This is a genomic window from Sphingomonas sp. YR710 (assembly GCF_900101455.1).
In the GTDB taxonomy this organism is placed as follows: domain Bacteria; phylum Pseudomonadota; class Alphaproteobacteria; order Sphingomonadales; family Sphingomonadaceae; genus Rhizorhabdus.
The window spans coordinates 174,264-198,162 of sequence record NZ_FMZJ01000005.1; the positions used below are offsets into that span (position 1 = coordinate 174,264).

At 63.5% G+C, this 23,899-nt stretch carries 24 protein-coding genes and 1 tRNA gene; 13 read left to right on the forward strand and 12 right to left on the reverse strand.

All coding sequences use genetic code 11. The features are described from left to right. Nucleotides 1-41 precede the first annotated feature (41 nt). On the forward strand, nt 42-806 hold the full coding sequence (gene hisN / locus BLS13_RS08155; protein ID WP_093451239.1) for a histidinol-phosphatase: 765 nt from the start codon (nt 42-44) through the stop codon (nt 804-806). 139 nt (nt 807-945) lie between these two features. Here hisN and BLS13_RS08160 read toward each other — a convergent pair whose 3' ends face one another. Then, on the reverse strand, nt 946-3,057 hold the full coding sequence (locus BLS13_RS08160) for an AsmA family protein (RefSeq protein ID WP_093451240.1): 2,112 nt from the start codon (nt 3,055-3,057) through the stop codon (nt 946-948). 155 nt (nt 3,058-3,212) lie between these two features. On the opposite strand from BLS13_RS08160, the gene rpmI reads away from it, so the two are divergent. The 6 genes from rpmI to pheT all read left to right on the forward strand — a co-directional run bounded on the left by rpmI (nt 3,213) and on the right by pheT (nt 8,309). Then, nucleotides 3,213-3,416, forward strand: a complete 204-nt coding sequence (gene rpmI / locus BLS13_RS08165) for a 50S ribosomal protein L35 (protein ID WP_037524703.1) — start codon at nt 3,213-3,215, stop codon at nt 3,414-3,416. A gap of 12 nt (nt 3,417-3,428) precedes the next feature. Beyond that, nucleotides 3,429-3,806, forward strand: a complete 378-nt coding sequence (gene rplT / locus BLS13_RS08170; protein WP_037524701.1) for a 50S ribosomal protein L20 — start codon at nt 3,429-3,431, stop codon at nt 3,804-3,806. 204 nt (nt 3,807-4,010) lie between these two features. After that, on the forward strand, nt 4,011-4,322 hold the full coding sequence (locus tag BLS13_RS08175) for a GIY-YIG nuclease family protein (RefSeq protein WP_093451242.1): 312 nt from the start codon (nt 4,011-4,013) through the stop codon (nt 4,320-4,322). A gap of 110 nt (nt 4,323-4,432) precedes the next feature. Further along, complete coding sequence (locus BLS13_RS08180; protein ID WP_093451243.1) at nt 4,433-4,849, forward strand: hypothetical protein; 417 nt, start codon at nt 4,433-4,435, stop codon at nt 4,847-4,849. Beyond that, entirely contained in the window at nt 4,849-5,940 is a 1,092-nt protein-coding gene (pheS, locus tag BLS13_RS08185; RefSeq protein ID WP_093451244.1) for a phenylalanine--tRNA ligase subunit alpha, read from the forward strand. The genes BLS13_RS08180 and pheS overlap by 1 nt, the downstream gene beginning before the upstream one ends. Next, nucleotides 5,937-8,309, forward strand: a complete 2,373-nt coding sequence (gene pheT / locus BLS13_RS08190; RefSeq protein ID WP_093451246.1) for a phenylalanine--tRNA ligase subunit beta — start codon at nt 5,937-5,939, stop codon at nt 8,307-8,309. The genes pheS and pheT overlap by 4 nt, the downstream gene beginning before the upstream one ends. Nucleotides 8,310-8,510: 201 nt before the next feature. On the opposite strand, the gene BLS13_RS08195 is transcribed toward pheT, so the two are convergent. The 3 genes from BLS13_RS08195 to BLS13_RS08205 all read right to left on the reverse strand — a co-directional run bounded on the left by BLS13_RS08195 (nt 8,511) and on the right by BLS13_RS08205 (nt 13,585). After that, on the reverse strand, nt 8,511-9,107 hold the full coding sequence (locus BLS13_RS08195; RefSeq protein WP_093451247.1) for a LolA family protein: 597 nt from the start codon (nt 9,105-9,107) through the stop codon (nt 8,511-8,513). Nucleotides 9,108-9,204: 97 nt separating this feature from the next. Then, on the reverse strand, nt 9,205-11,094 hold the full coding sequence (locus tag BLS13_RS08200; RefSeq protein ID WP_093451249.1) for a CocE/NonD family hydrolase: 1,890 nt from the start codon (nt 11,092-11,094) through the stop codon (nt 9,205-9,207). Between the two features lie 145 nt (nt 11,095-11,239). Continuing rightward, nucleotides 11,240-13,585, reverse strand: coding sequence for an FtsK/SpoIIIE family DNA translocase (locus BLS13_RS08205; protein ID WP_093451250.1), 2,346 nt, complete (start codon nt 13,583-13,585; stop codon nt 11,240-11,242). Nucleotides 13,586-13,739: 154 nt separating this feature from the next. Between BLS13_RS08205 and BLS13_RS08210 the strand changes: the two genes are divergently transcribed. Then, entirely contained in the window at nt 13,740-14,960 is a 1,221-nt protein-coding gene (locus tag BLS13_RS08210) for a UbiH/UbiF/VisC/COQ6 family ubiquinone biosynthesis hydroxylase (protein WP_093451252.1), read from the forward strand. A 39-nt stretch (nt 14,961-14,999) separates the two neighbouring features. Here the strand turns inward: BLS13_RS08210 and BLS13_RS08215 are convergent, their stop codons facing one another. Genes BLS13_RS08215 through BLS13_RS08225 form a run of 3 tightly spaced genes read right to left on the reverse strand, consistent with a single transcriptional unit; the run spans nt 15,000 to nt 16,697 of the window. Then, a complete protein-coding gene (locus BLS13_RS08215) occupies nt 15,000-15,170 on the reverse strand; it encodes a Trm112 family protein (protein ID WP_093451254.1) in 171 nt (56 codons plus the stop codon). Beyond that, a complete protein-coding gene (locus tag BLS13_RS08220) occupies nt 15,167-15,793 on the reverse strand; it encodes an LON peptidase substrate-binding domain-containing protein (RefSeq protein ID WP_093451256.1) in 627 nt (208 codons plus the stop codon). The genes BLS13_RS08215 and BLS13_RS08220 overlap by 4 nt, the downstream gene beginning before the upstream one ends. A gap of 7 nt (nt 15,794-15,800) precedes the next feature. Next, nucleotides 15,801-16,697 carry a tetratricopeptide repeat protein gene (locus BLS13_RS08225; protein ID WP_093451257.1) on the reverse strand — a complete coding sequence of 299 codons (897 nt, stop codon included), beginning with the start codon at nt 16,695-16,697 and terminating at the stop codon, nt 15,801-15,803. 172 nt (nt 16,698-16,869) lie between these two features. Here BLS13_RS08225 and BLS13_RS08230 point away from each other — a divergent pair. Beyond that, nucleotides 16,870-16,944, forward strand: a tRNA-Gly gene (locus tag BLS13_RS08230). A gap of 101 nt (nt 16,945-17,045) precedes the next feature. Here the strand turns inward: BLS13_RS08230 and BLS13_RS08235 are convergent. The 4 genes from BLS13_RS08235 to BLS13_RS08250 all read right to left on the reverse strand — a co-directional run bounded on the left by BLS13_RS08235 (nt 17,046) and on the right by BLS13_RS08250 (nt 20,277). Continuing rightward, nucleotides 17,046-17,597, reverse strand: coding sequence for an SgcJ/EcaC family oxidoreductase (locus BLS13_RS08235; protein WP_256325763.1), 552 nt, complete (start codon nt 17,595-17,597; stop codon nt 17,046-17,048). 56 nt (nt 17,598-17,653) lie between these two features. Then, complete coding sequence (locus BLS13_RS08240) at nt 17,654-18,055, reverse strand: cupin domain-containing protein (RefSeq protein ID WP_218123250.1); 402 nt, start codon at nt 18,053-18,055, stop codon at nt 17,654-17,656. A gap of 155 nt (nt 18,056-18,210) precedes the next feature. Further along, complete coding sequence (locus BLS13_RS08245; protein WP_218123251.1) at nt 18,211-19,860, reverse strand: tannase/feruloyl esterase family alpha/beta hydrolase; 1,650 nt, start codon at nt 19,858-19,860, stop codon at nt 18,211-18,213. A 63-nt stretch (nt 19,861-19,923) separates the two neighbouring features. Next, nucleotides 19,924-20,277, reverse strand: a complete 354-nt coding sequence (locus tag BLS13_RS08250; RefSeq protein ID WP_093451260.1) for a putative quinol monooxygenase — start codon at nt 20,275-20,277, stop codon at nt 19,924-19,926. 113 nt (nt 20,278-20,390) lie between these two features. Here BLS13_RS08250 and BLS13_RS08255 point away from each other — a divergent pair, with 113 nt between their 5' ends. Next, on the forward strand, nt 20,391-21,299 hold the full coding sequence (locus BLS13_RS08255) for a LysR family transcriptional regulator (RefSeq protein WP_093451262.1): 909 nt from the start codon (nt 20,391-20,393) through the stop codon (nt 21,297-21,299). Nucleotides 21,300-21,373: 74 nt separating this feature from the next. Here BLS13_RS08255 and BLS13_RS08260 read toward each other — a convergent pair whose 3' ends face one another. Continuing rightward, a complete protein-coding gene (locus BLS13_RS08260; RefSeq protein ID WP_093451376.1) occupies nt 21,374-22,309 on the reverse strand; it encodes a LysR family transcriptional regulator in 936 nt (311 codons plus the stop codon). Nucleotides 22,310-22,455: 146 nt separating this feature from the next. Here BLS13_RS08260 and BLS13_RS08265 point away from each other — a divergent pair, with 146 nt between their 5' ends. The 3 genes from BLS13_RS08265 (at nt 22,456) to infA (ending at nt 23,886) form a co-directional block, all read left to right on the forward strand. Continuing rightward, nucleotides 22,456-23,082 carry a pyridoxamine 5'-phosphate oxidase family protein gene (locus BLS13_RS08265; RefSeq protein ID WP_093451263.1) on the forward strand — a complete coding sequence of 209 codons (627 nt, stop codon included), beginning with the start codon at nt 22,456-22,458 and terminating at the stop codon, nt 23,080-23,082. 2 nt (nt 23,083-23,084) lie between these two features. After that, nucleotides 23,085-23,555 carry a nuclear transport factor 2 family protein gene (locus tag BLS13_RS08270; RefSeq protein ID WP_093451265.1) on the forward strand — a complete coding sequence of 157 codons (471 nt, stop codon included), beginning with the start codon at nt 23,085-23,087 and terminating at the stop codon, nt 23,553-23,555. Between the two features lie 112 nt (nt 23,556-23,667). Then, nucleotides 23,668-23,886 (forward strand): translation initiation factor IF-1, encoded by a 219-nt coding sequence (gene infA / locus BLS13_RS08275; RefSeq protein ID WP_037524582.1) that lies wholly within the window; start codon nt 23,668-23,670, stop codon nt 23,884-23,886. Nucleotides 23,887-23,899: the final 13 nt, after the last annotated feature.

The window sequence follows — 23,899 nt, forward strand, 5'->3', positions numbered from 1 at the left end:
AAGACTATGCGATCCGCGCGCGCTCGGCTACGGCAGGCGGGATGACCGATGATGACATCCGCCTCGCCGAACGGCTGGCCGACGCGGCCGGCGCCGCGATTCGCCCCTTTTTCCGCGCGCGTTTCGAACGCGAGACCAAGGCCGATGCCTCGCCCGTCACCGAGGCCGACCGCGCCGCCGAGGCCGCGATGCGCGCGATCATCAACCGCGAGCGCCCCGGCGACGGCATCATCGGCGAGGAATATGGCCGCGAGCGTGAGGATGCCGAACGGGTCTGGGTGCTCGATCCGATCGACGGCACGCGCAGCTTCATCGCCGGTCGCCCGATCTTCGGAACATTGGTCGCGCTGATGGAGCAGGGGGTGCCTGTGCTCGGCATCATCGACCAGCCGATCGCGCGCGATCGCTGGCTCGGCGCGGCGGGGCGACCGACCACACTCAATGGCGTCGTCGCGCAGACCCGCAGGTGCGGTGCGCTTGCCGCGGCGCACATCGCCACGACCGGCCCGCTTCATTTCCAGCCGGCCGAGAAAGCGAAGTTCGACACTGTCTGCGCGGCCGCCGGCGACACCTTATGGGGTGGGGATTGTCATAATTATGCGCTGGTCGCGTCCGGGCATCTCGACGCGGTGATCGAGGCGGGACTCAAGCTATACGATTTCGCGGCGCTGGTGCCGGTGGTTGAAGGCGCGGGCGGGCGGATGTGTGACTGGCAGGGGCGGTCGCTGGGCGCTGCGAGCGGCGGGCAGGTGATCGCTGCGGGTGATCCGGCGCTCGTCGATCAGGTCGCGGCGTTGCTGGCTTAGGCGCTATATCTATTCGTTATTCCCGCGAAAGCGGGAACCCACCGTCACGGGGCACTCCGATATCATGCGGGCCGCCGTCCGTGGGTCTGCACTTTCGCGGGGATGACGATGGTTGGGGGCGATCAAAGAGACGCGCGCCTCACTGCTTACGATCGCCGGCCTTTTGGCGATTTTCACTGACCTTGCCGAGATCCTTGCGCGGGTCGCCTTTGGTGGTGCGCTGGGCGGCTGAGGTGGCGCCTGCCAATACCGGCCCGCAGGCGGCCGCCTTGGCATTGCCGATATCCACAAAGGCGAGCACCACCGCGAGCGGGCTGGCGACAAGGCCCAGACCGATGCCGACGCCAGCGCGGGCCAGGAGTTGCGAGCTGAGGATCTGGAGGCGTGGCTGTGCGAAATAGCCCTTGATGCCGATCGGTGATTGACCGGAAAACAGGCTGAACTTCTTGCCATAGGCACGGAAGGCGAAATCGAGCGATTCGTCCTTGAAGCTGAAGCCGCCCTTGGCCGTCATCACGTTCTTGTCGGTATCGATCAGGATCGGATCGGCCGCGGCGACGCCATTGCGGACGGTAAAGCCCAGCAGGCCGCAATTGATCTGCACGGGCTTCTTGAGCTTGTCCTGGAGCAGCTTCTGCAGGAACACGCCTACATCGAATTCGGAAAGCTGGATATATTTGGTCCAGAAGGTACCGGCAGGCAAAATGATCGCGATGCGGCCGTTCGACGTGGCGAGCGACTCGCGCAGCGTATTTCCCGTGCCCTTCATCTGGACTCGTGCCTTCACCGTGCCGGTGGTGCCCGATTGCTCGACGCCGAAGCCGGACAGCAATTTGCCCATCGGGGTTGGCGACAGCCGGATGTCGTAGTCGGTTATTACTGCCGGTACCCGCGCATCGATCGAGACGTCGGAAGCCAAATGCCCGCCCGCCATGTCCATCGTCAGCGGCGACAGTTTCAGCAGGCTGTGATCGAGATCGAGCGTGAGGTCGATATTGGAGATCGGCACATGCGGTGCGCGGACCTGCGCGACCTTGTAGGTCACATGCGCGTCGTAATTCCGGATCGATTCGATGCGTAAGGGCGCATCGGGCAATATGCGCGGGGTGCCGCCGGTCTGCTTGACTGCCGCCTGCGCGCCCTGGGTCGCCAGCTTGGTGGGCTCATAGCCGATGAACGGACCGACATCGATGATGTCCACCAGCCGCGACGACAGATCGGCCGCCAGGAACAGCCGCTCGTTCGGGAAGGACACCGTCATCTTGCCGGCAAGATCGCTCGCGCCATACCGGCCGATGATCCGCGTGAAGCGCCACTCGCCTCCAACTTTGGTCAGCTTCGACCGGAAGGTGTAGCCGCGCGTATCGGGTGCGGCCACCCCGAGGAAATCGAACAATTGCCGGATGTTGGGGCCCCGTACCCGCAGGTTGAGGTCGGATCCTTCGATCTGCGTCGCTCTGGGCAGCACGCCGTTGACGTCGAGGAAAGTTCGTCCCGATCGCGCATGAAGGTCGAGCGTGGTGCGGCCGAATGTCACCGTGCTGTTGGGCGAGAGGATCGCGCCGTTCATCGTGAACGGCTTGTCGCGCAATGTGCCGGTGCCGGTGAAGGGCACTTTCTTGTCGGTGATCGTGGTGCCGGCCGCGGCTACATCGCCGACGATGACGTCGGTCTTCAGGTGCAGCGCCGGATCGATGTAGCGAACCTGTGTGTCGCTCACGGCGGCGCTGCCGATGATCGGGAACTGGAAGGGTTTGCCCTTCTTGTTGGGATCGCCGAACGTCCATGTATTGTGGCGTCTCGCATCCCATTCGGTATCGACCCGGCCGCCGTCCAGCACCAGCCAGTCGGCACGGCGCTCGCCGAAGATCAGCGGAATCGTCTTGATCCGCGCCTCGATATGGCGAGCGTCGAAGAAATCGGGCTTCGACGCCCAGATCGGGTTCGAAACCGTCATGCCGTCCGCCAGGAAGTGCGTATCGATGATATCGAAATAGAGTTGGAAGTCGCCGGCGACCTTCACCTCGCGTTGCAGCGTCCGGCTCGCATAGGATTCGAAGGCATGCTTGAGAAACCGGCCCTTGGTCACGAACAGGATGAACCAGCCCAACACGATCAGCCCGACGATCGTCGCGATGACCGCGCACAGGCTGGCAACGATCGACGCAGCGCGGCCGGCTAGGCCCGGCTCCGGGGCCGTTTTGACGGGCTCGTCCGGGACGGCGAGCGCAGGGTGAGGCTCAACGACCATGAGGTTGTGAACCCGGCACCGCCGGCAAGGTTCCGCGTGAGGTTGCAATCCCCCGGTAACCTGCTTATAGGCCCGCGCTTCCGCGATTTGATGGATGGTCCGGCCGGTATGGGCTGCCGTGGCTGTCTGCAAACGTCGCTAACCAGGAGACGAAAATGCCCAAACTCAAGACCAAGAGCGGGGTCAAGAAGCGCTTCAAGATCACCGCCAACGGCCATGTGAAGCATGGCGTGGCCGGCAAGCGCCACCGCCTGATCAGCCACAACGCCAAGTATATCCGTCAGAACCGCGGCACCAGCGTGCTGGCCGAGGCCGATACCGGCCGGGTCAAGCTCTGGGCGCCCTACGGTCTCAACTGAGGAGTATAAGGCATGGCACGCGTCAAACGTGGTGTAACCACCAAGGCCCGCCACAAGCGGGTACTCGAACAGGCGAAGGGCTATTATGGCCGTCGCAAGAACACGATCCGCATTGCCAAGCAGGCGGTGGAGAAAGCCGGGCAATACGCCTATCGCGACCGCAAGGTTAAGAAGCGTTCGTTCCGCGCCCTGTGGATCCAGCGCATCAACGCCGCTGTCCGCGCCGAAGGCCTGACCTACGGCGTGTTCATGCACGGCCTGAAACTGGCCGGCGTCGAACTCGACCGCAAGGTCCTGGCCGATCTGGCGATGCACGAAGGCGGCGCCTTCTCGGCGATCATCGCCCAGGCGAAAGCCGCACTTCCGGAAGGCGCCCGCGTAGCGGCGTGATCCTTGCAGACAGGGTTTGAAAAAGGGCGCGGTGGCGACGGTCACCGCGCCCTTTTTTTTGTTGCTGGTGACTCCGCCATTCACCTTATAATTGTCATCCCCGCGAACGCGGGGACCCACGGTTACGGCCCGTGAGCGTTGAAGCGTGCCGCCGTCCATGGGTTCCCGCGTTCGCGAGAATGACGACTTGGGGTAAGGAAAGCCTTGGAAAAGCAGCCAGCCGTCTACCTTCTCGCGAGCCGGCGCCACGGCACTCTCTACGTCGGTGTCACGTCCGATCTAGCCAAACGCATCTATGAACACCGTGAAGGCTTGATCCCCGGCTTCACCCGCGAGTACGGGGTCAAGCGCCTCGTGTTCTTCGAGGTGCATGAAGATATGGAAGCCGCGATTCTTCGGGAGAAGCGGCTCAAGAAATGGCGCAGGGCATGGAAAATCGAACTGATCGAGACGACGAATCCGGTATGGGAAGATCTCGCCGTTACGATGCTCGGTTTTTCGGCTTTGACGGTCTGATAGACCCCGCCCTCCCCGTCATTCCCGCGAAAGCGGGAACCCACGGTTGCGATGTTCGTGAAAATCGGTCGTGCCGCCGTCCATGGGTCCCCGCTTTCGCGGGGATGACGATGTGGGGGGGGACGGCGTGTTTTGCCCAAGCGAAGCAAGGCATTGCCGATGCCGATGTCGCAAAATACGAATGTGCCGTGTCTAGTGTCATCGTTCACGGTTCTGGCGTGTTGATCGAATTTGCGAGCGATGTCCGTGGGCAAATTGGAGAGAGGGCCTTTCTTGTCGATGCTCATCGGCAGATTCGTATGCTTGGCGACGATGGTCGGCCGGAATCCGCGATGGCCGCTTTGTCCGCGGAAGTCGGGGATGTCATCCGGACGCCCTTTTTGCATCATAGCTGTACCTTCGATGTGGCTAAGCGAGAGGCACAACTAGGAGTGGTCGTGCACTCCGCTTATTTCGATCGGTTCACCGGTAAAAGGGCAAAGACCGATACCTTTCTTCCCGCCGCGGCGGACAACGGGACACATTGATGTCGATAGACGTGGAACAGCTTCAATCCGACCTGATGGCCGAAATCGCCACGGCCGATCTCGATGCGCTCGAGGCGATTCGGGTGAAGGCGTTGGGCAAGCAGGGGGCGATCACCGGTCTGCTCAAGACGCTGGGTGGCATGTCGCCCGAGGAGCGGCAGGTGCAGGGGCCGGCGATTCAGGGCTTGCGCGCTGCCGTCGCCGACGCGATCGCCGCGCGCAAGGCCGCGCTGGAAGCCGAAGCGCTGGACGCCAAGCTGGCCACCGAGAAGCTCGACATGACCCTGCCGGTGTCGACCGGCCCGCAAGGTTCGGTGCATCCCGTCAGCCAGGTGATGGACGAACTCGCCGAAATCTTTGCCGATCTGGGCTTTGCGGTCGCGACCGGGCCCGAGATCGAGGATGACTGGCACAATTTCACCGCGCTCAACATTCCCGAGACCCACCCGGCGCGGGCGATGCATGACACATTCTATTTCCCCGATGAAAAAGACGGGAAGAAGATGCTGCTGCGCACGCACACCTCCCCGGTGCAGATCCGCACGATGATGAACCAGTCGCCGCCGATCCGGATCATCGCGCCTGGCCGCACCTATCGTTCCGATTCGGATGCCACCCACACGCCGATGTTCCATCAGGTTGAAGGACTGGTGATCGATCGCGGCATCCATATGGGCCATCTCAAATGGACGCTTGAGACCTTCGTGAAGGCCTATTTCGAGCGTGATGATATCGTCCTGCGCCTGCGGCCGAGCTTCTTCCCGTTCACCGAGCCGTCGGCCGAGGTCGATGTCGGCTTCACCTGGGTCAAGGGCCGGCGCGTGATCGGCGGCGATCCGGCGGCGGGCAATGGCGGCTGGATGGAGATTCTTGGCTCGGGTATGGTTCACCCGAAGGTGATCGCGGCGTGCGGGCTCGATCCCGAAGAGTGGCAGGGCTTCGCCTTCGGCTGCGGGATCGATCGGCTGGCGATGCTCAAATATGGCATGGACGATCTGCGAGCCTTCTTCGATGGCGATCTGCGCTGGCTGCGCCATTATGGCTTCGCGGCCCTCGATGTACCCACGTTGAGCGGGGGAGTCGGCGCATGAAGTTCACTTTAAGCTGGATCAAGGAGCATCTCGAAACCGCTGCGTCGCTCGACGCGATCCTCGAAGGGCTGACCAAGGTCGGCCTCGAGGTCGAGGGTGTCGATAATCCGGCCGAGAAGCTGGGCGCGTTCCGTATCGCGAAAGTGCTCAGCGCCGAGCGTCATCCGCAGGCGGACAAATTGCAGGTGTTGTCGGTCGATGTCGGTGCAGATGCGCCACTGCAGGTCGTCTGCGGAGCGCCGAATGCCCGCGCAGGTCTGGTGGGCGTGCTCGGCCAGCCAGGCGATTATGTGCCCGGCCTCGACGTCACCCTGAAGATCAGCGCAATTCGGGGTGTCGAATCGCGCGGCATGATGTGTTCGATGCGCGAGCTCGAACTGTCCGACGCGCATGAGGGGATCATCGATCTGCCGGCCGACGCCCCGATCGGCGCGGTCTATGCCGATTGGGCCGGGCTCAACGATCCGGTGATCGATGTCGCGATCACGCCGAACCGGCAGGATTGCATGGGCGTGCGCGGTATCGCGCGCGATCTGGCCGCGGCGGGACTCGGTACGCTCAAGCCGCTGCACGCGCCGATGATCAAGATCGGCGGCGATTGCCCGGTAGAGATCCGCACCGACGATCCCGATGGCTGCCCGGCTTTTTTCGGCCGCGTCGTTCGCGGCGTTGCCAATGGCCCATCGCCCGACTGGCTGGCCAGGCGGCTGACAGCGGTCGGCCAGCGTAGTATCTCGGCGCTTGTCGACATCACCAACCATATCATGCTCGATCTCGGGCGGCCGCTGCACGTCTATGATGTGGCGAAGCTGGAAGGTGCGCTGGTCGCGCGCAAGGCGAGGCCCGGTGAGCAGGTGCTCGCGCTCAACGGCAAGACTTATGCGCTCGACGAAACGATGACGGTGATCGCCGACGATGCGGCGGTCCATGACATTGGCGGCATCATGGGCGGCGAACATTCGGGCGTGACCGAAGCGACCACCGACGTGCTGATCGAATGCGCCTATTTCACCCCCGAGGCGATTGCGCGGACCGGCCAGAAGCTGGCCTTGACCTCCGACGCGCGCACCCGGTTCGAACGTGGTGTCGACCCCGCGTTTCTGGCCGACGGGCTGGCGCTGGCGACGAAGATGGTCGTCGATCTGTGCGGCGGCGTGCCGACTGCCGCCATTGAGGCTGGCGAGGCACCGGCCGGCCGCAAGGCCTTGCGCTACGATCCGGCGCTGAGCGAGAAGCTCGCGGGCATCAAGGTGGCACCGGAGAAGCAGCGCGCGATCCTGACGGCACTCGGCTTCGGCATCGATGCCGTGTGGACCGTCAGCGTGCCATCCTGGCGGCGCGATATCGACGGCGCGGCCGATCTGGTCGAAGAAATTGTGCGGATGGTCGGCATCGATACGATCCCGTCGACGCCGTTGCCGCGCGCCGAGGGCGTCGCCAATCCCACCGCGACGGTATCCCAGCTCGTCGAGCGTAACGCGCGCCGTGCGGCCGCAGCCCGCGGGCTGAACGAGGCGGTGACCTGGAGCTTCATCAGCACAAGCGAAGCCGCGGTCTTTGGAGGAGGGCGCTGGACCCTGGCCAATCCGATCAGCGACGATCTGAAGGTGATGCGGCCATCGATGCTGCCGGGGCTGCTGGCGGCGGCGCGCCGCAACACCGATCGCGGTGCCGACAGTATCCGGCTGTTCGAAATCGGCCGGCGCTATCTGGCCGATGGCGAACATGCCACGCTGGGGTTCGTGCTCGCCGGCCAGAAGAGCCCGCGTGACTGGCGCTCGGGGCGTGCGACCTTGTTCGATGCTCTCGATGCGAAGGCAGAGGTGATTGGCCTGCTCGATGCGGCCGGCGCCCCGGCCGATCGGCTGCAGGTGATGGCGGCGCTATCGACTGTCTATCATCCCGGCCGCTCCGCAACATTGCGCTTGGGGCCAAAGACCGTTCTGGCCGAATTCGGCGAATTGCATCCGCTGACGGCGAAGGCCTTCGATCTTGATGGGCCGGTGATCGCGGCGGAAATCTTCCTCGATGCGATCCCGGCCCGGCGCGCGGGCGGTGGCCATATGCGCGATGCCTATGCTCCGCCGGCCCTGCAGGCTGTTCGTCGTGATTTTGCCTTCCTGATGGCGGCGGACCGCTCTGTCGAGGATCTGCTGCGCGCGGTGCGCGGCGCTGACAAGACGTTCATCCAGACGGTGAAGCTGTTCGATATCTTTACCGGGCATGGCGTTCCGGAGGGTGACAAGTCCGTCGCGGTTGAGGTCACGTTGCAGCCGGGCGGAAAGAGCTTCACCGACGCCGAACTGCAGACGCTGTCCGATCAGATCGTGAAGGCTGCGGATAAAGCGGGCGCGCGGCTGCGCGGGTAACGTTCGCTGCATCGCGGGGGCCAGAAAAGGAATGGCCCCCGCTCCGGGGGCAAGGAGCGAGGGCCGACCTAGCGTTCGTCACGCAGGAAGCGGAAGCGATTGATTTGCCCGGGTAACAGGGGGGAACCCCGGGGTGTGCGTTTCGCGACCGCTGAGGATGTATCTACGCTCCTATTCCTGTCGGCTTCATGAACGGCATCATTACTTTTGCGGGCCTTTTGGCCGTGGATCGTTCCACCGGAACGCTTGATCGGAAATCGGCCCGCCATATCGCTGATTCGATAGCCGGACCGAGGATCTGCCATTCTGTGCGTCGAGCACGGTCCAGCCCGCCAGGGTAAGCCCCGCCGGGCCGGCGCCCCTCGCGAAGGCGATGCTGATCGTCCCGAATTCGGGATGTTTGGGATCGCGGGCTTCCAGCATCAAAAGGCCGGGTATTGCGGTCGGCACGACATGGGCAACCTTGCCGATATCCTTCGACGGATCGATCAGCACCGACAGCGGCGAACCGCCGACCGGCCAGCGCGACACCTGGCGCACCGAATAATCGATCATCGTCAGCGAGTTGCCATCGCCGACGATCAGCAGGGGGACCCCCTTTTCATATTCGAATCGAATCTTGCCGGGCTGGCGCAGGCTGATCGTGCCGCGCACGGCCTTCCCGTTGCGATCGGTCTGCACGAAATCGGCGGTCATGGTCGAGATGCCGCGCAGATGCGCCGTGATCTGGGCGAGCGGCGCCTCTGAAGCTGCGGGGGCTGCGATGGCGGCGACGATGGCAGGAATGATGAAACGCATGGATGTCCTGGGTTGGGTTTTGGCTTCGCTACGCTCGGGCCTGTGAATTGGGCATGAAGGCCAAAAATTCCTCCCCGGAACGGGGAGGAATTTCCCGTCAATCTCCAACCACCGGCAGCAAGACCGCACTCGCCATTGCGCCCCCGGTAAACACGCTCTGCGTCGCCTTGCGATAATCGCCGGGTTTCGCGAAGAAGATGTTCGGCACATAGGTCTGCGGATTGCGATCATAGAGCGGGTACCAGCTCGACTGAATCTGCACCATGATCCGGTGACCGGGCAGGAAGGCGTGGTTCACGGCGGGCAAGGCGAATCGATATTCCTCGGTCTTGCCGGCTATGAGCGGTTCCGGCTTGTCGAAGCCATGAACGTAGCGACCGCGAAAAATGTCCATGCCGATGCCGAGCTGATAGCCTGCCAGCTTCGGGTTCGATGACATCTCCTCCGGATAGACGTCGATCAGCTTGACCACCCAGTCGCTGTCGGTGCCGCTGGTCGCGGCGAACAGGTCAACCATCGGCGATCCCATGATGTGGACAGCCTGCGTCAGCGGCGGGGTGACATATGTCAGCACATCGGGCCGATCGGCGGCGAAGCGCTGGTCGCTTACCAGCCATGGTTTCCACACATCGGCCTGATCCCAGCGGATCGGGCGCGGCAGGAATGGGATCGGTTTCGCCGGATCGGAGACATAATCGTCATGCGCGACGGGCCCGGCGGGTTTGTCGAAGCCGGCCGCAAAGCCCGGCTGCAGATAGAGCGGGGTCAAAGTTCCGGCCGGCCAGCTCTTGCTTTCCTGCCAGCGATTGACCCCGGTTTCGTATGTCAGCACCGGCGGGGTCGCGGCGGCGGGCGCATCGGATTTTAGATAATGGTCGAGGAACGGCTTCATTACGTCGCGGCGGAACTGCAACGCCGTGTCGCCGGTGAAGCTGAGCGGCCCCAGGGTCGATCCGTCATAATTGACGCCGCTGTGGCGCCAGGGGCCGATCACGAGGTGCAGCTTGTCGCCACCCACATCCTTCGATTCGAGTGCGCGATAGACCGCCGGCGCACCATAGCTGTCCTCCTGGTCCCATTGACCGACGACCAGCATCATCGGCACGGTCAGCGGCCGCGCGCCGAGCAATTTGTCGACCGCCTGTTCCTGCCAATAGGTATCATAGCCCGGGTGCTCGAGCAGTTTTCGCGTGGCGGGCAGGGTGGCGAGGCCATATTTGCGGACATAATCGCCGGCCGATCCCGCATTCAGGAAGGTCGTGTAATTGTCGCCCGTGCCCGATGCGACATCGTCGCCGTCGCCCTTCTGACCCATCTGTCCTGTGAAATAGTCGAAGGCGTTCTGGCGGAAGGCGCCGTTGTGGAACCAGTCGTCACCCCGCCAGCCATCGACCATCGGACTCATCGGCACCACCGCCTTCAGCGCGGGATGTGGATCGATCGTGGCCATCAGCGTGGTGAAGCCCGGATAAGAGGATCCGGTCATTCCCACCCGGCCGTTCGTTTCGGGAACATGCTTTATGAGCCAGTCGATCGTATCATAAGCGTCGGTCGCATGATCGACCTTGCTGGCGTTGAGCGGACCGCGCAGCGGCCGGTTCATCACATAGTCGCCTTCGGACTTGTTGCGCCCGCGCACGTCTTCATAAACCCGGATATAGCTGCCATTCACGAACACCGCGTCGGAGATCGGCAGGATCTCGGTGATCGACTGGCTCGGGTTGCGCGACGTCGTCTTGGCGGCATTATAGGGCGTGCGCGTCAGCAGGATCGGGGCGTCTTTGGTGCCCTTTTTCATCACGATCACCGCGAACATCTTCGCTCCGTCGCGCATCGGGATCATCACCTCGCGGCGGATATAGTCCGCGTCGGGCGTGACCGCTTCGAAGCTCTTCGGGATGTCGGGCGTCATCGGCGGGGTTTGGGCGGGGAGGGCGGTGGTGGCTGCCAATAGGGAGAGGCCGAGGAGCATCCGCGGTTTGGTCATTCGTCGTCCTTCTTATTTTCGTCATCCCGGCGAAAGCCGGGACCCATAGGCTTTGGCCAAGAGGTGAAAATGCTGAGCGGCAGGATATATCCGGCATCGTTGCGCCTATGGGTCCCGGCTTTCGCCGGGATGACGGCCAAATGAATCAATCCAAAAACCGCGGCAGATCGACGATCTCGATCAGCACTTCGCGCCGGCCGACATGATCGGGCGCGCTGATCACACCCGCCTTCTCCATCCGCTCGATCAGCCGCGCGGCATTGTTGTAACCGACGCGCAATTGCCGCTGGAGCCAGCTCGTCGATGCCTTGCCATTTTCGACCACCAGCTGGATCGCCTTGCGATAGGCCTGGGTCTCGGGATCGTCGGGGCCGGACGGGCCGCCTTCGAGCGCGAAGCCGCCATCCTCGGGCTCTTCGGTGACCGCCTTGATGTAATCGGGTGTGCCCTGCGCACGCCAATGCTCGACGACGGCGCGGACTTCGTCGTCGGACACGAACGGCCCATGGACGCGGGCGATCTGCTTGCCGCCTGGCATGTAGAGCATGTCGCCCTTGCCCAGCAATTGTTCGGCACCCTGCTCACCCAGGATCGTGCGCGAATCGATCTTGCTGGTGACGTTGAAGCTGATCCGGGTCGGCAGGTTCGCCTTGATCACGCCGGTGATGACGTCGACCGAGGGGCGCTGCGTCGCCATGATCAGGTGGATGCCGGCCGCGCGCGCCTTTTGTGCGAGCCGCTGGATCAGGAATTCGACTTCCTTGCCCGCCGTCATCATCAGGTCGGCCAATTCGTCGACGATCACCACGATCTGCGGCAGCGGCTCGTAATCGAGTTTTTCTTCCTCGTAGATCGGCTTGCCGCTTTCGGCATCGTAACCGGTCTGGACGCGACGGCCGAGCGGTTGTCCCTTGGCCTTGGCGCCGCGCACCTTCTCGTTGAAGCTGGCAAGCCCGCGCACGCCGACCGACGCCATCATCCGGTAGCGGTCCTCCATCTGCTCGACCGCCCATTTGAGCGCGCGTACCGCCTTCTGCGGCTCGGTAACGACATCGGCCAGCAGATGCGGGATGCCTTCGTAGGAACTCAGCTCGAGCATCTTGGGATCGATCATGATCATCCGGCACTGATCCGGATTGAGCCGGTACAGCAGCGACACGATCATGCAGTTGAGGCCCACCGACTTGCCGGATCCGGTGGTGCCGGCAACCAGCAGATGTGGCATTGGCGCGAGATCGGCGATCACCGGATCGCCGCCGATATTCTTGCCGAGCACGAGCGCCAGCGAGCCGGGGGGCTGATCCTCGAAGGCGTCGCTGCCGATCAGTTCGGACAGGACGACCGATTCGCGGCGTGCATTGGGCAATTCTATGCCGATCACCGTGCGGCCGGGGATCACCGCGATGCGCGCTGACAGGGCCGACATGTTGCGCGCGATATCGTCGGCCAGCGCGGTCACGCGGCTGGCCTTCACGCCCGATGCCGGCTCCAGTTCGTACATGGTGACGACGGGGCCGGGCCGGATCTCGACGATGCGGCCCTTGACGTTGAAATCGTCGAGCACGGTTTCGAGCAGCCTGGCATTGCGTTCGAGCGCGGCCTTGTCGATCACCGGGCCGGTCGAAGGCGGGGGCGGGGCCAGCAGATCGATCCCGGGAAGCTTGTAGGTGTCACCCAGCGGAAGCGAGCTTTGCCGGTCGCGATTGGGCCGCGGGCCGGTCACCACCGGCTTGCTGCGATCGGCGATCACCGGCGGGGGGGAAGCGTCGGAATCGGGGGCGACCGGCATGTAGCGGGGTGGCCGTGGCGGCAGCGGCGCCCGGTCCAGAGCGCCATGATGCTCGCCGCTATCATCCGGCTCGTCATATGGCTGCCGTGCATAGGCGCCGCGCCGTAGCAGCCAGTCGCGCTCGTCGGCCATCAGGCCGAGACCCCAGACCCACAACGACAGGCCGGCGATGCCGAACGCCATGGCGGCCGCCAGCCGGGCGCCATTGGCGATGGCAGGATCGGCGATCTGAACGATGCCGAGCTGCACCAGAGCCGCGCCACTCAAGCCCAGCCCGCCGCCGAAGCCGGCGGGCAGCCCGGCGATCGATCCGCCACGGAACAGGGTCAGGCCGATTCCGATGCCGATCGCCGCGCCGGTCGCGATCAGCAGCGAGCGGATCCAGCGGCCGATCGGCGCCGCACGCCACAATCTGAGACCCCATAAGAGCCCGAGCGGCAGGATCAGCACCACCGTCAAGCCGAACAGGCTGAGCGCCAGATCGGCGATCCATGCGCCGACATCGCCGAACACGTTGAGCGCAGGGCCGCCTGCGGCGGTATTCAGTGCGGGGTCGGTGACATGATAGCTGGCCAGCGCGAACGCATAAGCGATCGTGCCGCCGATCAGCGCCAGCCCGCAGGCCATCGCGCCGGCGCGATGGCCGATCCCGCGCACCGTGTTGCGCCATCCGCCCTGTTCGACCGCGATGCTACTTGCCATGCCCTGTCCTTCCGGAACGGGTTCGTCGCTCCGGGCCCTGCCCCCGGTGGCATGGGCCCGAAATGTTCCGATTTGGCGCCAGAATCGCAGGCCTTGGCGTGGCGGTCAAGCGATCGCGCTTGGCGGGGCCGGGTCGCGGGCTTAAGGGACGTGCATGGAACGCAGCGACGTCATCATCCTGGGCGGTGGCCTGGTCGGTCTCACACTTGGCATCGCGCTGGCAAGGCACGATATTTCGGTCACCGTCATCGATCCGATCGATCCGTCAAAGACGGTTGCGGCGGGCTTTGACGGGCGTGCGTCGGCGGTGGCCAGTGCGCCGTGGAAGATGCTGCAGGCGATCGGCGTGGCCAGGCATCTTGAGGGCAAGGGCTGTCCGATCGGCTCGATCAAGGTGCAGGACGGGCTCTCGCCCGAAGCGCTGATGTTCGAACCCGATGCCGATGATGGCGCGCTGGGCTATATGTTCGAAAACCGGATGCTGCGGTTCGCGTTGCAGGCGACGGCCCGGGACGTGCCAGGCTTGACGCTGCACATGCCGGCGCGGGCGGCGGCGGTTGAACGCGATCTCGATGGCGTTCGCGTCACGCTGGAATCGGGCGAAACGCTCCACGGATCGTTGCTGGTCGGCGCCGAGGGCCGCCAGTCCCCAACCCGCGATGCCGCGAAAATCACCGTCGCACGGTGGAGCTACGATCATGTCGCGATGATCGCCTCGATCGTGCACAGTCGACCGCACGGTAACATCGCTTATGAGATCTTCTATCCGACCGGGCCGTTCGCGCTGCTGCCGTTGCCTGATGGCGAAGACGGTTCGCATCGATCGGCTTTGGTGTGGACGGTGGCAGCGGCCGATGCGCCGGCCATGCTCGGGCTTCCCGAACGCGCCTATCAGGCCGAAGCGGAGAGAAGGATGGGCGGGATGCTCGGCGATATCCGGCTGATTTCGCCGCGATCGAGTTACCCGCTCGGCTTCCACCATGCCGCGCGGATCACCGATACACGGCTGGCGCTGGTCGGCGATGCCGCGCATGGCATCCATCCGATCGCGGGGCAGGGAGTCAATCTCGGCTATCGCGATGTCGCGGCGCTCACCGAAGTGCTGGTCGAAGGGATGCGGCTCGGGCTTGAGCCGGGCGACGCGCAGTTGCTCGCGCGCTACCAGCGCTGGCGCAGTCTCGACACCTTCATGGTCGCGGCTTCGACCGACGGCCTGACCCGCCTGTTCGGCGTCCCCGGCCGCGCGGCGCGCACGATCCGCCGGATCGGGCTTGGCGCGGTCCAGCGCATGGGCCCGCTCAAGGGGCGCTTCATGGCGGAGGCGCGCGGCGAGACCGGGAAATTGCCGAAGCTGCTGCAGGGATTGTCGATCTGATCTGAAAATTCCTCCCGAGGTTACAATCTCGGGGAGGAATTAGAAAGTGCGCGCCGCCTCGACGACCATCACCGGCACGCCATCCCGTATCGGAAAGGCGAGCCTCGCCTGCTCCGACACAAGTTCATCGGTCAGCGCGTCGTGCAGCAACGGCCCCCGCGTAATCGGGCAAATCAGCAGCGCCATCAACGCCGGATCGATCGCGCTCATTGCAACGTCGCCGCATCGTCATCGCCGCGTCGGAAAAATCCCAGGAATTGCGCGAGCAGGTCGGCGCGTTCGGCCAGAGTCAGCGCTTCGAGCAAAGCCTGTTTCGCGGCCGCATCGAATGGTGCCACCTGGGCGATACCGTTGACCAGGGTCTCGTCATCGAGCCGGCTGACCGCGGTCCAATCGATCGCCATGCCGCGCGATTCGGCAAAGCGCCGGGCTTCGCGTTCGATCTCGGCGCGCACGATGCTGGGAAGCGCATCCTGCGGCTCGGCATCGCCGAATTCGGCTGTATCACCCTCGACCTGCCGGAACGGCGTGCTGACATCGAGCTCGCGCAGCAGCCGGAACCGGCTGACCCCTTCGAGTACGAGGTTGAAGCGGCCGTCATCGAGCCGCTCGATCTCGCGAATATGGCCGATGCAACCAACGTCGAACAGTGCCGGTGGCTCGGCCGTGTCGCGCGGCTGGATCATCGCGATCCGCCGGTCACGCGCGACCGAATCGGAAATCATCGCGCGGTAGCGGGGCTCGAAGATGTGCAACGGCAGATGGCCGCGCGGAAACAGCAGCGCCCCCGTCAGCGGGAAGATCGACAGCCTCTGGCGGGTGCGGACCGTCACGGCGCGCTCAGGTGAACAGGATCGCGGAAAGCTTGCGCCGCTGATCGCGCACCCATCCGTCCTCGAGCCCCACCACCTCGAACAATTTCAGCAGCCGCGCGCGGGCGGCCCCCTCGTTCCAGTCGCGATCGCGCGCGATGATTTCGAGTAAGGTCTCGGCGGCGCCGTCGCGATCATTGGCGGCCATCAATCCGCCTGCCAGTTCGTAGCGTGCGTCGAGATCATCGGGATTGGCGGCGATACGTGCCTTCAGCCCGGTCAGATCGTCGACCGGCTGCGCCTCGCGGGCCAGCGCGATCGCGGCGCGGGCGCGGGCAATGGCCGGATCCTTCTCCTTTTCGGCGGGCAGGCCGGCGAGCACCGAATCGGCATGATCGAGATGGCCGGCGCGCACCAATGCTCGCGCATGGCCGGACAGCACATCGCTATTTTCCGGGGCGATCTCGGCGAGCTGCTCGAACACCGACAAGGCATGCTCGATATCGCCGGCCTCCAGCGATTCCTCGCCCATCGCGATCATCGGGGCAATATCCTCCGCCTGCTGGCCCTCGGCTCCCTTGATCGGCAACTGCCGCAGGATCTGGTCGAGCATCTGGGTGAGCTGCCCCTCGGTGCGTGCGGGCGTGAGATCGGCGACGAGCTGCCCCTGGAACATCGCATAGACGGTGGGGATCGACTGGACACGAAACTGGGCGGCGATCATCTTGTTCTTGTCGACGTCGACCTTCTTCAGCACGACGCCCTTGGACGCATAATTGGTCGCGACCTTGTCGAGCAAAGGCGACAGCGCCTTGCACGGCCCGCACCATTCGGCCCAGAAATCGAGGATGACGAGCGAGGTCATCGATGGTTCGACCACATCGCGCCGGAATGCTTCGATCGCTTCCTTATCCGCCGCGCTCATGCCCAACGTCGCCACCAATGATTCTCCCTTAGCTATTGATGGCCCTTATGTGGGGCGAATATACCCGCTGCCAAGCCCCGCACGATTATTGTCACTTACCCCTTGCCACCCCCGAACCCTCACGCTAATAGCCGCGCCTCGACAGCGGGCATGCCCGCCGGTCGGATGCCGAGCGGGCGTAGCTCAGGGGTAGAGCACAACCTTGCCAAGGTTGGGGTCGAGGGTTCGAATCCCTTCGCCCGCTCCAGAATTCATTGAAAAAGTAATGGGTTCTGGGGCGGCCGCTAAGGCGTTGTTCCGCACCGGAGCGAATGATTGTTGATGCGTCGCAGTCTCGCCGTGCGTCGCTCACCCTCTCAGAACGATCTCCCCGGTCCGGGGGTTTGTTAAAGTGACATTTTCAACGGCCTGAATTTGCCAGAAATCGTCTTGTTGCGTGAGCACGGCAAGGATCAGCGTATCGACCTCGTGCGGGCCGGACGGATGGGCCGCACCGGCAATGAGGCGACTCCAGAAATGTATGATCGCTGCTCGATCACCGATCGGGACGGTATCGATGAGCTCATTTTTGAGGGTTGAATCCCGATAGATGGTTTCATGGATCGGGCGGTGAAGGGCAATGATCTCGCCGACCCCGCGCACATAGTGGCCGAACCGATTCACGAAGGTCGCATCGTCATGGAACAGGGCGCCAAAAGCCTCCATATCATGAGTGTTCCATGCGGATTGGAACGCCTCCGGCGCATCCTCGGGTCGCTTCATCGATGTCATATGCGATCTCGCCATGTGCGTTCGTCTCTTGCTGCCATAGGGCACCGCCGCAGGCAAACGCCCGGCCATGTTGATGGCGGTCGAACGAAAGAGCTGCGAGAAGCTGCCGAGCGCGGCCCTTTCCCGCATCTGAAAGCAGGCGAACAGGGGGGGAACCTTTGCCGGAGGTCGTTGCGCGATTGCGATCAGACCGTGACGCCGGGCTCGGTTGTCCCGTCAAACTGGACCATAAGCTGGACACACGGCACGTCGCCCAATTGGCCCGATCGATGCCCGATTTCGCCGTCGACGATACCCGCCGCCTTGTCAGCGCCCCAGTGAATGTCACCCGGACCCATCTCGACGCGCACGCCGTCCTGGGTCTCGATGAACCAGCGCCCTGAGAGCGGGACGACCCACTGCAGCGCGGGGCTGGGGTGCCAGTCGCCGATCCAGCCCACGGGCAGGATGTTGAACCAGACGGCTTTTACGATTCCCGGAAATCGGTGCATCCAGATCGGCGTGGTGTCGCCGCTGACGCTCTGCTGGATGAAGCCTTCCAGTTGCCGCTGCGCGATGGTGGAAAGCCCGTCGGGTGCGATCTTCATTTCCCAGAAGGGCATCGTGGGCGGGCCGTTGGCAGCCCGGCCATCATTCCCGATCGGCGTCCCCACCGGCCTTGAGGGCTTCACATCACTGTTTTGTCCAGCGTTCCGTTCCATGTTCGACCTTCCATTTTCTGCAATAGGGCAACCCGTGAAGGTCAATTGAGGTAGCGGGGCGCGGGTGGCTGATCGGTGCCCCGGGCATGCGCCGTGCAGGAGAAATTCGCGCGCTTCGTGGCATCGCCGCCGCGATATTCGGGCAGCGCAGGATAGGCGCAGATCGGGCGTTCCTGCGCGGGGTTGCTATCGTCGGCGGGCTTGCGGGCGACGACCATGTCTGGCGCAGTTCCGCTTTCAGTCCACGCCACCAGCAGCATCAGCGCGTCGTTCACCGCAGCCGGCGGCACGTCGGAGGCGAAGGGCTGGCCGATATCGGTGACGCCAGGGCCGCCGATGCAATGGCCCATGCCCGGCACGAGGAAGAGCCGTGCGAATGCCGCGGCCGTGTCCGGCCCGCCGGCACTCGCCACGACGCGGTCATAATGTTGCACGATTTCGGCGAACGGCACCGCCGGGTCGGCGAGGCCGGTGTAGAGCAATAGCTTGCCGCCACGCGCCGCAAAGTCGGACAGGTCGGCCGCGTTGGCATTCAGCGTACCAGCGAGTTGGGCATCGACCCGATCGAGATCATGATCGAAGTCGAATTTTTCGGCCGAAAAGTTCGCGCCCAGGCTCCATCTGAAGGGATAGAATTGCTGGTCTGGCCAGATTGCGGGATCTCCCTGTAGCAGGGGGCCGAGCGGCTGATCTTCGCTCCCCGGCGTAAGCCCCGCATAGATGCGCTCGGCCGTCCGGGGATTGACGGGCCCCGCGTAGAGCCGGCGAAGCGTGGCAAGTTGCGCTGTCGTGACGCATCCGTCCGTGGTCGTTCCGGCCTTGCACAGGGGCAGGCTCGCCGGATCAAAACGGCACAAGCGCGGATCGGTCAGGAACCGGTCGCCAGGCGCCCCGCCATCCTTGCCGACGCAATTCGCGAGCACGGCTTGTGCAACGGTCGACCATTGGCCGACCGACAGCTTCGCAAGCGGCGAGGCGTTCAGCGCGGCATAGTTCCAGAGAAAATAGCTTGCGACATGGGTGCGATTATTGCCGGGGTCGCCGGCGAGAATGCCGTCATAATCGTTCGGATAGCGCTGCGCGGCGCTGAGCGCCTGCTGGCCACCCGTCGAACAGCCTTCGAAATAGGAACGGAAGGCGGTGACCTTGTAGAAGGTGCGCACCGTCATCTTGGCGATACGCGTCATCTCATGGGTGGCGCGGTGGCCAAAGTCGATCCAGCGCTCGGGGTGCCCGATAATAGCATTGATATCGGGCGCAGTACCCATGTCGGTATTGGCGACCGCGAAGCCGCGCTTCAGACCCTCGACCATGCCCATCTCGTACGCGATCCGACCCGCGCCGCCACCATTGCCGGTGCCGAGCAGTCGCCCATTCCAATTTTGGAGCGGCAGCCAGATTTCAACGCCAATCCGGCTGTCCGGCGTCGGTATCGCTTCGGCGCGCACGCGGCAGAATGCGGGCATAGTCGCGATGCGTTCGCCGAGGTCGGGCGCTATGGGCGACGGCGCCGCCTTGAATGTACCGGCCGCGACAGCTTCGCTCGAAAGAATGCGCCCATCTGGAATTGCTTCATGGGCAAGTGCGGCGCATGCCGCCGGCGCCGATATCTGTGTCGCCGCCGCCGGCATCCCGCTCAGCGCGAGCAAGCCTGCGGCGATGCGGCCAAGAATCATGGTTGCTCTCGTCACCTGGCCTCTCCTCAATCGGTGGGTTCCGCCATTATCGCGGCGCCGCGACCCATCGCATCCGAATCAGCGCGAAAAGCCCGCAAATGGGGTCAGATATTCGGCGCCGAATGTGTCGAGCTTCGCCCGAATTTCCGGGGTCGTCTCGCCATAGACATAGGTCTTCTGAATTGTACCAAGTTCCAGGAAGCGTTCGGCGAAAGGCGCGAACGTCTTCTCGACATGTGGAAGCAGGCCCCGGCTATGATAGCGCTCGATGATATGTACGGCAGTCCGATCGGCATTCACCACATATTCGTAGGTCAATGCATCGGGTTCCTTGCTTGTCGCTTCGACGATCTGCTCGATGAGTGTTTTGAATGTGTCGAACTTCGCCGGGTCAATCGCGACATGGTAAAGCGTGTAGACTTGGTCCTGCATGACTCAATCCTTGTCATTGGCGCGTCCGCGCGACTTATCGGCAATCAATTTACTGTAGAAATATGCATGATAAAGCCGCTGTTCGGCTACTCTAGGTAGAGCTGAGGGAAACCATGGTCGAACAGGATTCGTTGGCGGGCGTGAGCGTTTTTGTGGTGGCGGCGCGAGCAGGCAGCTTCACGCTCGCTGCTGAGCGGCTGGGCATCACGAAGTCGGCGGTCGGCAAGACGGTTGCGCGACTGGAGGCGAGGCTCGGCACGAAACTCTTCCATCGCACTACCAGGTTGACCCGCCTGACGGCCGATGGCGAGGCCTATCTTGCGGCCTGCGCCGCGGCGATCGACGAAGTGACTGCTGCCCAGTCGGCGCTGTCATCGGCTGGCCGCGTCCTGAGCGGGCGTTTGCGGATCGATATGCCGGTGGTGTTTGGCCGCCACGTGCTGCTGCCGATCCTGATCGACATAGCGCGTGTCCACCCCGGTCTCGATCTTTCGCTGACCTTCACCGACGCGACCAGCGATCTTCTGCAAGAGGATGTCGACCTTGCGATCCGATTCGGTGCGCTGAAGGACAGCGACCATCTGATCGCCCGCCATCTGGTCGATCAGGCGCGGGTGATCTGCGCCTCGCCATCCTATCTCGCGCAATATGGTCGGCCGGAGACGACGGCTGATCTGCGTGCCCACCGTTGCATCGTAGGATCGCCGAAGGGGCCGCCGCTCGCCTGGGTGGTGGGTGAGGATGGCCAGCTGAAACGGATTACGCCCCCGCGGACGCATCAGATGAGCGACGGCGAAGCCATGGTGGATGCGACAGTCGCCGGCCTGGGTCTGTGTCAGGTGCCGATATCGATGGTCCGGCAGCATCTTTTGCAAGGCAGGCTCGAATCCGTTCTCGCCGATGTCTCGACAATACCGGTCGAGGTTCATGCGGTCTGGCCGCGGCAGGCGCATCTGAGCCCGCGTGTCCGCCACGTCGTCGATCGGCTGTTGGTTGAAGCGGCGAATGGAAGACTAAGCTGAGGCCCGTGCAAATCGGGTGCTACAGAAGCAGGTAGATGGGCAGGCATGGGCGCTCTCTGCCCATCTTGCGACCATCACCGTGCTTCCCGCGCATTTTGCAGTGATCTGTCTGCGAGCGAAGCGAGTTCGGCCCGCAACCGTGGCGCCGCAAAATCAAGGAAACTGCGCATCTTGAGCGGCATCAGGCCCCGGCTTGCATGCAGCAGATGGATCGGCAGCGGTTCGCTTTCATATTCGGGCAGGATGATCCGGAGCGCTCCGCGCGCGATTGCGTCTGCAGCCTGATAATGTAGCACCCGCGTCACCCCCACGCCCGCCTCGGCCGCAGCGACGGCGGTTTCAGCCGTCGTTACCGACAGGCGTGGGCGGATCGGCACATCCATATTTGCGGACGATCCGCTGTGCCGCATCGGCCAGGATGTAGAGGGTGCCTGCATATCGAATGTCACGCATGGCAGGCGGGCAAGATCCTCGGGAGTTTTCGGCAAGCCATGGCTGGCGAGCAATCGCGGGCTTGCGCACATAATGGTGCGCATCGATCCGATCGCCGTCGCGACCATGCTGCTGTCCGGCAGCGCGCCGATCCGTACGGCCATGTCGACATGGTCGTCGATCAGATCGACATTGCGATCCGAGAGGATGAGCCGGATGCTCGGGAACGCCGCCAGAAAATCGGTGACCACCGGCAGCACATGCAGGCGGCCGAACAGGATCGGTGCGGTCAGCACCAGTTCGCCCTTGGGCGTCACGAATTCGCCGGCTGCGGCGCGCTCGGCGTCTTCGAGCTGGTCGAGGATGCGCTTTGCCGCTGCAACATAAGCGATTCCGGCGTCGGTGAGGCTCAGCCGGCGGGTGGTGCGGATAAGCAGCTTCGCTCCCAGCAGGGTTTCGAGATCGGAGATCTTGCGGCTGAGCGTGGGTAGCGGGATGCGCAGATCCCGGCCGGCGGCAGAGAAACTGCCCTTTTCGACCACCCGCAGCAAAAGGCTCATGGCTTCGAAGCGGTCCATCATTTATTCCAAAAAATGAAAGAATATGTTTTAATATAGCCATATTATTCGAATCATCAAAACTATCCATGATGCCTTCGTCGGGCGGCTTCCGAATCGATGGCCGGGGTTTGTCCCGGCCTGTCTGCGCAAAGAGGAGAATGGTCATGGGTTATGGATTTCTCGATATCGCCGCGACGCCCGGCGTCCGCGCCGCACAGGCGGCGATGGGCAGCGATAGTGTCTGGAGCTACTTCAAAGGGCACCGTGAATTCGATCGGTTCACGACGAACGAGGGGCAGTTCATCGCCGCGCGCGATAGCTTCTACATGGCCACCGTCTCCGAAACCGGTTGGCCCTATATTCAGCATCGCGGCGGCCCGGCGGGCTTCCTGAAGCTGATCGACGATCGCACGCTGGCATTCGCCGATTATCGTGGCAATCGCCAATATATCAGCGTCGGCAATCTTGCCGCCAACGATCGGGTGGCGCTGATCCTGATGGACTATGCCGGCCGGCGGCGGCTCAAAATCTATGCGCTTGTCGAGGCGGTTGCGCTCGATGCAGATCCCGCTTTGGTGGAGCGCGTCGTTGATCCCGGCTATAAGGCGAAGCCGGAGCGGGTCTTGCTGCTCCACCTCGCAAGCTTCGACTGGAATTGCCCGCAGCACATTACGCCACGCTTCACCGAAGCCGAAATCGGACAGGCGTTGGCGCCGCTTCACGACCGGCTGGCCGATCTGCAGGCCGAAAACGACAGGCTGCGGGTCTTGCTTGCCACCGGAGGAGAATGATCATGGACATCGAACGCCCACCGCTGCCGCCCTTCACGATGGAGACCGCGATCGAAAAGGTGCGGCTGGCGGAGGATGGCTGGAACAGCCGCGATCCCGCGCGCGTCTCGCTCGCCTACACCCCGGATAGCCATTGGCGGAACCGCACCGAATTCCTCCAGGGCCGCGAGGCGATTGTGGCGTTCCTGACGCGCAAATGGGCACGCGAACAGGAGTATCGGCTGATCAAGGAACTCTGGGGATTTCGCGAGAACCGTATGGCCGTGCGCTTCGCTTATGAATGGCATGACGATGGCGGGCAGTGGTTCCGCTCTTATGGCAATGAGTTGTGGGAGTTCGACGAAAACGGCCTGATGCGCCGGCGGGTCGCCAGCATCAACGACGCGCCGATCGCCGAAGCCGATCGCGCCTATCACTGGCCGCTTGGGCGCCGGCCGGATGACCATGCGGAGCTGAGCGAACTCGGCTTCTGAAAGCTGTCGTCGATGGGCCCTTTCCAGCCCTTGCGCGCACAGCTTTCCTTTTGGCGGCGTTGCGCGTATGGCGGCGCAGTTTTTTGATCCCCAAAATGCAAAGAGGCTTTGTTTGGCGAAGGAAGAATTGCTGGAAATGCGTGGTTCGGTGGTGGAACTCCTCCCCAACGCCATGTTCCGCGTGAAGCTCGAAAATGACCATGAGATTCTCGGCCATACCGCCGGCAAGATGCGCAAGAATCGCATCCGCGTGCTGGTGGGCGACGAAGTCCTGGTAGAGCTGACGCCCTACGACCTGACCAAGGGCCGCATTACCTATCGCTTCAAATAATAATCGGGGCAGC